Raw genomic sequence first — 11,906 nt, 5'->3', positions numbered from 1 at the left:
GCCGACAAGAGAATGAAGAAAAGCAGTCATGCCGGAGAGCGTGACTGCTGATTGCGCTTACACTGTTGAACCCAAAACAAGCTCATAAAGATGAAATGGCATAGGAACACCTATATCGACATATTTCAAAATACTGTACACACATTCCAACAGCGTGAGCGCCAGGATCATATTGATGGGCCGGTAGTGCTGCAGATAAATCTTCTGGATCACCATTCCCGCCCCAATCCAGAATGTGGTAGCAATGGCGCCTATGGTGGCGATGATCGCCTCAAAGAAGATCAATACCCACAGATCTGTGCTGTAATTGGTCACGTATCCAGTTAAAGCGGTAATGCCGAATAAGTAGATTTTCACGTTGACAAATTGCAGCATGAAGCCCTTCCAGAAGGATGCTGACTTCTCTTTGCTGTCCCCATCTGGTTGGCTGAAAGCAATATGAATTGCCAGCCAAAGGATATACGCAGCGCCAATATATTTCATTCCCCCCAGCACCCCAGGCAAAAAGGTGCTGACACCGAAAACAAATACCGCACAGATCAGTTGGACGACATAATATCCGGCAAAGATACCAAAAAACAAAGGCTTCCCTTTCTTCCATCCATAATTGGTTACGGTGCTCAATGCAAGAATATTTCCCGGCCCGGGAGTAAACGCATTAATGAGCGAATAAACAAAAAAATTACCTATCACATAGCCAGGCATGGTAACACCTCTTTCCGCTTGTCATTATACAGCGAACGGCTATGAGATAGGTAATACTGATTCTTTATGCAAGAGCATAGGCTGAACCTATGGTTGATTTTGCTGGTATTGCATCAGGGCTTCAATGTAGATTCGGCCTAACTTGGACAATTCCCGATCCTGATTCAGAAGATAACCAATTCGCATCGTCTCATGTTCCGCAAGAGGAATGGAGACAATAGAATCACCATGTAAATATGGTGCTGCCTCTACATATTATTTTGTTCCAACAAATAAATCTGAACCGCCAATGACAGCTCCACATATTGGGCGGGGTTTCGATAGTTCAGCCCTGTCAGCAGCTTCACTTTGTCAAATCGGTTTCGCAGTGTATTTTCGTGTTGGCCGCTGTATTGGGCAAGCAGGTGCAGATTGCCGTCAAATCGAACCAAATCAATAAGAGATTGTGTCAGACTGCCGCGATTTTCGGCATCAAATTCAATCAGCGGCTCTAAAATATTGTTGGAGTATAGATGAATAGACTCGTGATCCAACATAGGCAGAAGAATACGGTAGACGCCAATTTCGTGATAGTGTAAAAAAGGCTTTTTCTCGATGATACCGCTGTTTTGCTCCAAATGGTGAATTGCAGCAGCATGGATCGCCTGTTGGAGGGCATAGTTGATACGTTCCAGCGTGTAATGGATCTCACTGATTCCAACTGCCGCATGGATCAAAAAGGGTTTCAATTCTTGGACTGCGGAGTAACATTCGTCCAATACAAGCACATCTTGGGATAGTAATAAGATCACTCCCTTGCCAAAACGAAAGATACGATGTGACATATCCTGGGGGAGAAGATCCTTGCTTTGGGAGGTTAATTTTTGCAGCAAGGAATCGGATATTAAGTCTTCGGATTGAATGGATACAACAGCATACTGATCCCGAATGGTGGGAAACAACTGCCGGATCATTGACTTCTTTTCAGGAATATCTAACCTTTCATAGAGCAAGCGGTTCAGCTGTTCCTCTGCCGCATCATAGCTGGCGGTGGCCTGAATACAATGGTCGATTTTGATAATGAAATCTTCAAAATAGGCACACATATTATCCATCAGGAAAATCGGGAAATCCTTCGCGTTCGCATAACGAATGACTGAATTGTGAATGGGCAAGTTAAATACATTTTTTATAATTAAGCCGCTGCTGCCCCGCGAAATTAAATATTTTATGGAATCGCCAATCAAAAACGGATTGTTCTTTGCAAAAAACAAAGATGTCAGGACCAATTGATCGGGTAAAAAATTAGAGTGCAGATATTTTCCTTTTAAGGTTGATTCAAGCTCATAGTCCAGGATTCCACAGCCGCTCACCTTGTTTTGCGTTCCGTTTGCACCGGCAATCAATCGTAAGTTTTTAAAATCGTCAAAACAGAGAAGATCATTAATTGTAAAGTACATATGTCGCGCTCCTGTGAAAATTTATGTTTCCTTTATCGATCGGTGCTGCGGGAAATAAAAGCATTTTTTGTAATATAGCACAAATACAGAACGGATTCAAGTGTCAGCCAAATGAAATGCTCTGTTATATATATATCGCGACTTTTATTTATGTATTTTTTTCTATTTTAAACTCCGCAAAAATGTTAAAGTTCACATAAAAATATACTTGAATAGTTCAGTGATCTGTTGTATAAACACAATATAGGCAGCCTATACAATAATTTTCAAAGCAGCAAAACAAAAAGGTGAAAAACGACGAAACAAAAGGAACTCAAGGAGACCATATCTACGGAAGATAATGGAAGCGTAAACAGTTCCACTGTTGCCTGGAATTTGGCGGACATTGGAGTGGGATGTATTGCTTGGTGCAATCTGCTGGGACTGCTGTTTCTTGTTAAGCCGGTGTCGCGCCTGCTGGCGGATTTTGAAGCACAGCGCAAGGAGGGTCTGGACCCAGTCTTTATCCCAGAGGATTGTGAGATAAAAGGAGCTGAGCTGTGGCACCAGATTGTGGACCAGCATTATAGTGATTTGAAGCAGCAAAAATTGAGGAGGTAATTGAGTATGGAAATCAAAATTTTAGGCAGGAGAGAACTGGAACAAGTCCTGGAATTACCTGATGTGATAGAAGGCGTTCAGGCAGCATACAAACTGAAGGCGGCCGGGAAGACAGCGGTGTGGCCGTTGGTAGCCTACGACTTTCAGGACAAGCAGGGGATCATGGATATCCGGTCTGGAGCGGTATTCGGGGACGAGCAGCTCCATGGCCTGAAAATGCTGAATAACTTTCCCCGCAACCGGGAGCAAGGGCTTCCTCCGTTCACTGGAATGCTGATGGTCTTCGACTCCAACACCGGTCTCCCAATGGGGGTGATGGACGCCGCCTATGTAACCTGTATGCGAACCGGTGCAGCTGGCGCCATTGGCGCGGCGACTCTGGCCAGACCGGACTCTCAGGTGTTGACCATTCTTGGCGCAGGCAAACAGGCTGTATTTCAGATTGCGGCCGCATTGACGCTGCTTCCTGGCTTGAAGAAGGTCTATGTGGCGGACCAGCTGGACAAGGATCATGAGCGGGCCTTTGCCTGCGGGTGCAGTAAGAAGCTGGCGGAGGGCTTCGGGCTGACCGCAGATGGAGTGGACTTCCTGCCCGCAGGCGAGTTATCCCAGACGGTGAATGAGAGCGACATTATCATCACGATTACTCCGTCCCGCGCCCCAGTCATCAGGAAAGAGTGGGTAAAGCCCGGTACCCACTTCAGCTGCATCGGTGCAGACATGGAGGGCAAGGAAGAAATTGACCCGGAGCTGTTCCGAAACGCCCGTGTTTTTGCGGATGATCTGGACCAGTGTGTGCGGGTAGGCGAGATGGAGCTGCCCATCAAGCAGGGGGTTCTGTCCAAGGAACAAGTTGCCGGAGAAATTGGACAGGTCTTGGCCAACCAGATTCCCGGGCGGACCAAGCAAGAGGAAATTACCATCTTTGATGCTACTGGCTTGGCGCTGCTGGACTTGGTGACCGGAAAACGGGCTATCGAAGAAGCGAACGAAAAGGGCATTGGTCTGACAGCGGATCTTTAAATTCGATCAAAAATTTTCAGGAAGGATATAAAACGATGAACATTGAACGCTTTGAATTGGAATTCTGGCTGAACCCTCTGGATGACAAAGCCAAGTATAATTTTGGCTCCAGCTGCTGCAAACCCGTCACCGTGTCCGAGATGCTGGATTTGACAGGGACGGACCAGGAAGCTTTTTTCCGGGAAATTGAATCCATGAGTCTTCACTATGGCTATTTTGAGGGGATGCCCCGCCTGAAACAAGCAATTGCGGGGCTGTATACGCAAGCTGTAACACCGGAAATGGTCCTCTGCGTCCACGGTGGTACCGGGGCCAATTCCATTGTGTGTCAGGCTCTGTGTGAACCTGGGAACAACGTGGTGTGCATCCTGCCCAGCTATCAGCAGCACTACTCCATTCCTGAGGCGCTGGGCTGTGAGGTTCGTATCTTCAACTGCGGTGCAGGGGAGGAGTACTCCGTTGATCTGAATAAGGTGCGGGCGATGGTGGATCAGAACACCAAAATGATCTGTCTGACGAACCCCGGCAATCCCACCGGATATACCTTCACTAAGGCGGAGTTGGAGGAGCTGACCGATATGGCCCGGGAGACCGGCGCCTATATTGTCAGCGATGAAATCTATCGTGGCTTAAGTACAGAGTATATGTACTCGATCTGTGATTTGTATGAGAAGGGAATCGTTACCAGCAGTACCAGCAAGGTGTTTTCCAGCGCCGGAACTCGAGTGGGCTGGATCGTTACCCGGGACTTGAGCATAAAGGACGCCCTGATGAATCTGCGCTCCTACAACAGTATTTGTGAAGGCCCTATCAATGAACTGATCGCGGCTATTATTCTGGAGAAGAAGGAAATCTTCTATGAGCGCAACCGCAAAATTGTAGAGGAAGCACGGGAAATTCTCCACCAGTGGCTGAAAGGACAGCCCCACCTGCGGCTCGCCTGCAATAGTATGGGCCCCACTTCGTACATTTACTATGATTTTGATATTCCCGCCCAACAGTTTGCGGAGGACCTTTTGGCCAGGAAAGATGTCTTGGTATGCCAGGGCGGATGCTTCCAGCAGGACAAGAGTTTCCGAATTGGGTACGGTTTTGGCGATGTGGAATATTTTAAATCCGGCTTGGCGCGGCTGGGCGAGTATTTAGCCGAGCTGGAACAGTAAGTGCAGCGCTTTCCGTGTGATATCAAATATGGCAATACCGGATAGGCGGATCCAATGCACCGTCTATTCACTGTTTTATATTGCTGCAATGTGCGCGTTTTGCTGCTGGCTTCCTGATACAGCCTGTTCTTCACTCACTTCCCGTCAGGCGGGGAGTCCGTTACATGCAGGGTGAGGGACTCCTCCGCCTTGGCGGGGAACATCTGAATTGTCGAACAGTGAAAGAATCCAAGCGTGAGAAAGAATGCCTGGGGAAGTGGAAAAGCAAGAGATTTTCATTCTGCATTTGGCGGATAGAAAGATATGGTGATATAAAAATGGCACACAATTCAGCTCTGTTAGAAGGAATCGCTTCTGAGATCAAAGAGATTCTATACGGATATGTGAAGGTAAAAAGTACATCCAATTCTCCGGTTGAGAAGGAGGCTGAGCAGTACTTTTTGAACTACTTTCGTTCGCTCCCATACTGGCAGGCCCACCCGGAGTATCTGGGAACCTGTCCTGCAGTCCATGATCCATTCAACCGGGCGGCCGCTTTTGCTATGGTGCGGGGGAGCGGGGACGATACGATTGTTATGATCCACCACAATGACGTGGTTTCTGTAGAGGATTTCAAACGTCTTGCGCCTCTCGCTTACTCCCCGGATGAGTTGGAGCAGGAACTCAGACACATTCGGAATACATTGCCCGAGGAAGTCAGACAGGACCTGGAATCAGGGGAGTATCTCTATGGCCGCGGGGTGTGCGACATGAAGGGCGGCGGCTCCATTCAAATGGCTGTGCTCAACCGCTACAGCCAACTGGTGGCCCAAGCCCCCAATCAGCTGCCCGGTACTTTGATTGTACTGGCTGTACCGGATGAAGAAAACCTGTCTGCTGGGATGCGGGCTGGCATCCGCCTGCTGGTCCGGCTGCGGGAGCAATACGGGTTGCGTTACCGCATTATGATTGACTCCGAGCCACATCTGCGAAAGGACCCGGAAAAAGGTCTGTTCTCGGTTGGGTCGGTTGGAAAACTGCTTCCGTTTGTCTATGTAAGGGGTGTCCTCTCCCATGCGGGCAAACCATTTGAGGGATTGAACCCCTCGAATCTGCTCAGCGAGATTGTTCGCCGGACCGAGATCAACACTGATTTTTGCGATGAAGTAGAGGGCGAAGTTTCCCCGCCCCCCACGTGGCTGTACCAGAGAGACCGAAAACTGGAATATGACGTCTCGATCCCTCTTTCCGCAGCCGGCTGCCTTAGTGTACTTACCTTTCACCAAACCCCCATCAGTGTGCTGCAGCGGCTCAAAACAGTTTGTGAGGAAAGTTTTCAGTATGTCCTTACTCAAATGAACGCCAGCTATGCCAACTTTTTAAAGATGGCTGGAAAAACGCCTGAAAAACTTCCCTGGCAGGTAAAGACAGTCGAATTTGAACAACTGTACCAAGAGGCGCTGGCGGCATATGGCGACGTTTTTCGATCCGGGTTTCAGGCAGAGCTGGATCGCTTAAAGCAGCAGCTGGTGGACAATCAATTGACCATGCTGGACTGTAATTTCGCCCTGGTCGATTTCATTTACAATTTTGTGGACGATTTATCTCCCCGGGTGATCTACGGCCTCATTCCGCCCTACTATCCCAATGTGGCAAATCTGTTCTTGCCCGACCTGCCTGATTTGATCCGCACCCTTCAAACTCGTTTAAGTGACGATACACAGGAACAGTTTGGGCAGGAATACCTTGCGGAGAATTTCTTTGTTGGGATATCGGACCTGAGTTACAGCAGTATTTCCCATAGTCAGGAGATTACCCAAACATTAAAACGGACCATGCCGCTTTACGGCCATTTGTACGATCTGCCTCTGGAACAGCTGGAATCTATCTCCATGCCCTGTATCAATATTGGCCCTTGGGGAAAGGACCTTCACAAAATGACAGAACGGGTCTTCAAGCAGGATCTGTATGAACGCACGCCATACATCATCCAGAGGGCAATCGAAACAGTATTTGGAATCTGCGGCTGAGAGGACGGCATGGTACTTGACAAAAAGGAAACATAGGAGATAAATTTTACATAGGAGATAAATTTTATGAAAGAAAAAAAGAAAGTTTCCCTTCCCCACGTCTATGTTCTGCTCTTCATCATTATGATTGCGGTTCTGCTCATTACCTATCTTGTTCCCAGCGGAGAATATCAGAGAATCATTGATCCAAATTCCGGGCGGGAAATTGTAGATCCTGCCACGTACAACACCATTGACAAGATATACCTTACCCCTATGGATTTTTTCACGGCCCTGCACACCGGTTTTACTCAGACCAGCGATATCATTGGCATGGTAATTGCAATTGGCGGAGCGCTGGCAGTCATTGAGAAGACCGGGGCAATCAGTGCGGGAATCTATGCCATGGTCAAAAAACTGAAGCATCTGGATCAGGTATTGCTTACAATCTTTATGTTCCTCTTTTCCTTCCTGGGCGCCAACGGTTTCGCAGAGGGCGGAAGTGTCTTTATTCCCCTGGCGGTCACTCTGAGCGTGGCCCTTGGATATGACCGGATGGTTGGCGCAGGAGCGGGGATTCTTGGGCTGTGCGTCGGATTTACATCTGGATTCGTTAACACCTATACGGTGGGGGTAGGTCAGGCCATTCTTACGCTGCCGCTTTTTTCCGGTATTGAATTTCGCTTTGTTGTCTGGCTGCTTTTGACCATTTGCGCCGTGGTCTATGTTTTACATTATGCTGCCAAGATCAAAAAGAATCCTGCCCTGAGCATATACGGGGAATGTTATCTGGAGGAACAAAAGAATTCTGAGGATGAAGGCTCCCAGATTCCACTGACAACCAGCCGCATTCTGATTCTGATTGTATTTATTGGGGTTCTGCTCTCTCAGGTCTATGGAACCCTGAAGCTTGGCTGGTATTTGCCCCAGCTGGCGTCACTGTTTTTGATGCTGACGGTTGCCGCTGGAGTTTTTGCCCGAATGAGTCCTTCCGATGTAGCGGTTGAGTTTGCCAAAGGCGCCAGCAATATCCTCCCTGCCTGTCTCTCCATCTCCATGGCGCGCTCCATCCTGGTTTTGATGAATCAGTCTAAAATTATTGATACGGTCATTCATTCCCTGTCGGAAATGCTGATTGGCAAAAACCCGATCATCATTGTGATTATGGTCTACTGCATTGTGGTCCTGTTCAACTTCTTTGTTACCTCTGGCAGCGGCAAGGCCGTCATCCTGATGCCAATCCTCGGTCCCCTGGGCCAGCTGACCAGCATCAATCAGCAGGTCATGGTTGTGATCTATCAAATGGGCGATGGGTTCACCAATTACTTCTGGCCCACCTCTGGTACCCTGATGGCCTCCTTGGCGCTGGGCAACGTGAAGTATGAGGATTGGTTTAAATTCGCCTATAAGTTTTTTGCGTTCCTGCTGATTGTCGGCGGTGTGGTTTGTGTAGCGGCTCAATTGATTGGTTTGGGCCCCTTCTGAGAGCGCTGACAATATGTGATAACAGAGGAGGAAATGAGTATGATCAACTTTAAAACCCTGGCGCAAGAAGTAAAAGATGATATTGTAAGATGGCGTCATGATTTTCATGCCGATCCGGAGCTGTCCTTCCATGAGGTCAATACCTCCCGGAAGATTGCAGAGGCCCTCCGGAAGATTGGTTATACGAATGTCCGCGTTGGAATTCCGCACTGTCCCGAGACTGGGGTAGTGGCGGATTTGAACCCCGGCAAACCTGGAAGGTGTATTGTGCTTCGTGCAGACATGGACGCGCTTCCAATACAAGAGGAGACCAGCCTGCCCTACACCTCGCAGAATCATGGCGTAGCCCACGCCTGCGGCCACGATTCTCATATGGCTATGCTGTTGGGAGCGGCAAAGATTTTGTTCCCCCTTCGCAGCCAGATCAACGGAAATATACGCTTTATTTTCCAGCCGGGTGAGGAGTATTTGCTCAGTGATATGTGCCCGTCACTCAGCGACGCATGTTCAAAGCCGGGTGCACGGATTCTGGTGGAGGAGGACGATGTCATGGACGGAGTAGACGCCGTTTTTGGCATCCATGTTTGGGGAACCCTCCCTTCCGGTGTGATTCACTATGTGCCCGGACCCTTTATGACCACGAATCTGATTGTCAATATGGAGGTAACGGGCGTGGGAGGGCATGGCGCCATGCCGCACACCTGTATCGATCCAGTGGTAGCCGCTTGCCAGATCATTTCCGCCTGGCAGACCATTATAAGCCGAGAGATCGATCCGCAGGAAGCCGCCGTGCTGACGGTAGGCAGCATCAACGTGGACTCCAAAACCTATAATGTAATCCCGGAGCGGGTGTCGGTTATTGCCGGGGCCCGGACCTATGATGAAACGGTACGTGAGTATATCAAACAGCGCATGCAGGAAATTGCGGAGGGGGTTGCCAAAGGAATGCGGGTTAAAATATCCTTCACGGCCTCCAGCGGCGTCCCGCCGGTGCGAAACGACGAGGTGTTTACAATGCAGGCCGTCCAGTCCATAACGGAAGCGATTGGAGCGGAACATGTAGCATGTACCAAGCCTGTTGCGGCCTCAGAGGATTTCTCCTGGTATCAGAAGATCGTACCTGGGGCGCTTATGTTCCTAGGCGTCGGAAATGAAGAAAAGCACACCAATTTTGCGCAGCATCATCCTCAATTTAATTCGGATGACGAGGCATTGCCCAATGGAACAGCCAGTCTGGCTGCAGTAGCGTATGGGTTTATTAACCAATCAGTGGATATAGGTTGATGAGCCACGGGTAAACATGATAAAATCCAAAGGGATTTTTAACGCTCTCCTTATCAATTTTTAAATGCCGCTAAGCCTTGATTTTTCAAGGGTTCGCGGCATTTTTTCTGTCAGAGGGGAAGCTCACATAAGCAGTAAATCCTCGTCCTGTCTGGATGGTCCGGATAGGCAGAACGAACATAGAAGGGGAAGTGTTTTAGGTGGGGAGATGCTTAGATGAATGAGTTTTTATATCGTCTGCTTATTCCGGATGTCACACAAAAACTTGATTTACAACGCTTTGGTGAAAAGAGTTTGCTCGATATAATTTTTGAGCGTTCTCCGATGCTGCTTTATGTGACTCCGTTCATGCAGAAAAAGAGGACTGCTATCCTATTGGAGATCCGTTGCAGGCTTTTGCTTTTTTGCAGTACCTTGTCATATTATACAATCGCCTGCCGCAACGGAAACGGCATAAAAAGGCAGACTTGCAAATTGCAAGTCTGCCAATGGTGGACGATATGGGGATCGAACCCACGACCTCAGCGTTGCGAACGCTGCGCTCTCCCAGCTGAGCTAATCGCCCGTATAGGTGGCATCTGAGTTACATACCACATTTTGTAGACTGCTGTGACAACGCGGTACAAATGAACAGGTAAAAAGGCCGCATCAACGGCTGCTTCATCAAACCGCTTACGAAACAGCTTCTACATTATATCAGATTTTTGGGAAATGTAAAGAGGCTTTTTGATCTTTCTTCAGATTCTGGAGGAAATCTCCAATCATTTCTCCAAACCGCATTGACATAGCGGGGAAATTCCACTAAAATAGAAGCGAATTGGGAGAAAAGGGAGGACCTTTTATGGATCAGAGAGAGAAAAAGCGGAAGCAGAACGCGGCGGCGCTGCTGCCGATTCTGGTGTTTCTGGCGCTGTACTTGGGGATGGGGCTGATTTTTGAATATAGGCTTGGCATTGAGATGGCCTTTTATAACATCCCGATTGTCGTGGTGTTTATGGTGGCTCTGTTTGTGGCCTGCCTGCAGAATCGAGCCCTGAGCTTTGACGCCAAACTGGCGGTGATGGCCCAAGGCGTTGGGGACAAGAATATTATGACCATGATCCTCATCTTCCTGGTGGCTGGTGTGTTTGTGGGGGTCACCGGGCGCAGCAGCGCGGAGGCGGTGGCCTATTTTCTGCTGTCCGTTACCCCGGCTTGGGCGTCCGCCGCGGTGCTGTTCATCGCGGCCTGCTTTGTGTCCACGGCGATGGGGACGTCGGTGGGCACCATCACCCTGATCACTCCGATTGCCGCGGCTGTGGCGAATGTGTCCGGCTTTTCGCTGGCGCTGTGTGTGGGTTCGGTCATGGGCGGAGCGATGTTCGGGGATAACCTGTCCTTCATTTCGGATACCACGATTGCCGCCTGCAACACCCAGGGCTGCGCCATGCGGGACAAGTTCCGGGCCAACTTCAAGATCGCGCTGCCTGCCGCCGTCGTGACGCTGGCTGTGATTCTGGTCCGGTCCCTGAATGCCGGGGTGGGAGCGATCGATATCCCCGACTACAACCTGCTGCTGCTGATTCCCTATGTGCTGGTGCTCATCGGGGGGATTGCCGGGCTGAATGTCTTCGTGGTGCTGATTGTGGGCATTCTGGCGGGGGTGGCCATTGTGCTGCTCACCGGGACCATCGACTTTATGGGCTTGCTGGGGGGCATGGGCTCCGGCGCGGCGGGGATGTTTGAGACCATTATGGTCACCATCCTGGTATCCGCCATGTGCGCGCTGATCCGGGAGTTCGGCGGCTTTGAGGCTCTGCTGGCTTTTATCCGCCGGGTGTTTCGGGGCCGCGTGGGCGGACGTTTGGGCGTGGGTTTGCTGGTGGGCGCCATGGACATTGCCACGGCCAACAATACAGTCGCCATCGTGATGGCCGGTCCCATCGCCAAGGAGATCAGCGAGGAGTACCACATCACCCCGAAGGAGTCCGCCTCGCTGCTGGACACCTTCTCCTGCATCTTCCAGGGGGTTATTCCCTACGGCGCTCAGATGCTGGTGGCCATCTCGGCCTCGGGGGGAGCGGTGTCCGCCTTCCAGATCATGCCCTGCCTGTACTACCCCTACCTGCTGGCGGCGGCTTCCCTGGTCTATATCCTGGTGGGAGCGGGCAAACGGAGGGTCTGACCTCCCAACGTTTTGAAGCATACAAACAGATCCCTGGCGGCAGCTGCCAGGGATC

At 49.8% G+C, this 11,906-nt stretch carries 9 protein-coding genes and 1 tRNA gene; 7 read left to right on the top strand and 3 right to left on the bottom strand.

Annotated features, from left to right (window positions below; translation table 11 throughout):
* Window positions 1-57: 57 nt before the first annotated feature.
* Both VV088_RS09215 and VV088_RS09210 read right to left on the bottom strand, forming a co-directional pair.
* Window positions 58-705, bottom strand: a complete 648-nt coding sequence (locus VV088_RS09215; protein ID WP_334600400.1) for a LysE family transporter — start codon at window positions 703-705, stop codon at window positions 58-60.
* A 248-nt stretch (window positions 706-953) separates the two neighbouring features.
* Window positions 954-2,144 carry a PucR family transcriptional regulator gene (locus tag VV088_RS09210; RefSeq protein WP_334600399.1) on the bottom strand — a complete coding sequence of 397 codons (1,191 nt, stop codon included), beginning with the start codon at window positions 2,142-2,144 and terminating at the stop codon, window positions 954-956.
* Between the two features lie 324 nt (window positions 2,145-2,468).
* Between VV088_RS09210 and VV088_RS09205 the strand changes: the two genes are divergently transcribed.
* The 6 genes from VV088_RS09205 (at window position 2,469) to VV088_RS09180 (ending at window position 9,687) form a co-directional block, all read left to right on the top strand.
* On the top strand, window positions 2,469-2,744 hold the full coding sequence (locus VV088_RS09205) for an alanine:cation symporter family protein (RefSeq protein ID WP_334600480.1): 276 nt from the start codon (window positions 2,469-2,471) through the stop codon (window positions 2,742-2,744).
* Between the two features lie 6 nt (window positions 2,745-2,750).
* The gene (locus VV088_RS09200; protein WP_334600398.1) at window positions 2,751-3,767 is read left to right on the top strand and encodes an ornithine cyclodeaminase family protein; all 1,017 of its coding nucleotides are present in this window, start codon (window positions 2,751-2,753) and stop codon (window positions 3,765-3,767) included.
* 35 nt (window positions 3,768-3,802) lie between these two features.
* A complete protein-coding gene (locus VV088_RS09195; RefSeq protein WP_334600397.1) occupies window positions 3,803-4,930 on the top strand; it encodes an aminotransferase class I/II-fold pyridoxal phosphate-dependent enzyme in 1,128 nt (375 codons plus the stop codon).
* Between the two features lie 164 nt (window positions 4,931-5,094).
* Window positions 5,095-6,939 carry a M20/M25/M40 family metallo-hydrolase gene (locus VV088_RS09190; protein WP_334600396.1) on the top strand — a complete coding sequence of 615 codons (1,845 nt, stop codon included), beginning with the start codon at window positions 5,095-5,097 and terminating at the stop codon, window positions 6,937-6,939.
* Between the two features lie 66 nt (window positions 6,940-7,005).
* Window positions 7,006-8,403 carry a YfcC family protein gene (locus VV088_RS09185; RefSeq protein ID WP_334600395.1) on the top strand — a complete coding sequence of 466 codons (1,398 nt, stop codon included), beginning with the start codon at window positions 7,006-7,008 and terminating at the stop codon, window positions 8,401-8,403.
* Window positions 8,404-8,442: 39 nt separating this feature from the next.
* Window positions 8,443-9,687, top strand: coding sequence for a M20 metallopeptidase family protein (locus VV088_RS09180; protein WP_334600394.1), 1,245 nt, complete (start codon window positions 8,443-8,445; stop codon window positions 9,685-9,687).
* Between the two features lie 489 nt (window positions 9,688-10,176).
* Here VV088_RS09180 and VV088_RS09175 read toward each other — a convergent pair.
* Window positions 10,177-10,252, bottom strand: a tRNA-Ala gene (locus tag VV088_RS09175).
* A gap of 276 nt (window positions 10,253-10,528) precedes the next feature.
* Between VV088_RS09175 and VV088_RS09170 the strand changes: the two genes are divergently transcribed.
* Entirely contained in the window at window positions 10,529-11,851 is a 1,323-nt protein-coding gene (locus tag VV088_RS09170) for a Na+/H+ antiporter NhaC family protein (protein ID WP_334600393.1), read from the top strand.
* Window positions 11,852-11,906: the final 55 nt, after the last annotated feature.

Source organism: Lawsonibacter sp. JLR.KK007, from assembly GCF_036941135.1.
GTDB lineage: Bacteria > Bacillota > Clostridia > Oscillospirales > Oscillospiraceae > Lawsonibacter.
Note: the sequence above shows the minus strand (reverse complement) of the source record. Positions and strands in the feature narration are given on the sequence as shown.

What these genes read in the sequence shown, in the direction of transcription:
- VV088_RS09215 (WP_334600400.1), bottom strand. Translation starts at nt 705, where the DNA reads ATGCCTGGCTATGTGATAGGTAATTTTTTTGTTTATTCGCTCATTAAT.
- VV088_RS09210 (WP_334600399.1), bottom strand. Translation starts at nt 2,144, where the DNA reads ATGTACTTTACAATTAATGATCTTCTCTGTTTTGACGATTTTAAAAAC.
- VV088_RS09200 (WP_334600398.1), top strand. Translation starts at nt 2,751, where the DNA reads ATGGAAATCAAAATTTTAGGCAGGAGAGAACTGGAACAAGTCCTGGAA.
- VV088_RS09195 (WP_334600397.1), top strand. Translation starts at nt 3,803, where the DNA reads ATGAACATTGAACGCTTTGAATTGGAATTCTGGCTGAACCCTCTGGAT.
- VV088_RS09190 (WP_334600396.1), top strand. Translation starts at nt 5,095, where the DNA reads ATGCAGGGTGAGGGACTCCTCCGCCTTGGCGGGGAACATCTGAATTGT.
- VV088_RS09185 (WP_334600395.1), top strand. Translation starts at nt 7,006, where the DNA reads ATGAAAGAAAAAAAGAAAGTTTCCCTTCCCCACGTCTATGTTCTGCTC.
- VV088_RS09180 (WP_334600394.1), top strand. Translation starts at nt 8,443, where the DNA reads ATGATCAACTTTAAAACCCTGGCGCAAGAAGTAAAAGATGATATTGTA.
- VV088_RS09170 (WP_334600393.1), top strand. Translation starts at nt 10,529, where the DNA reads ATGGATCAGAGAGAGAAAAAGCGGAAGCAGAACGCGGCGGCGCTGCTG.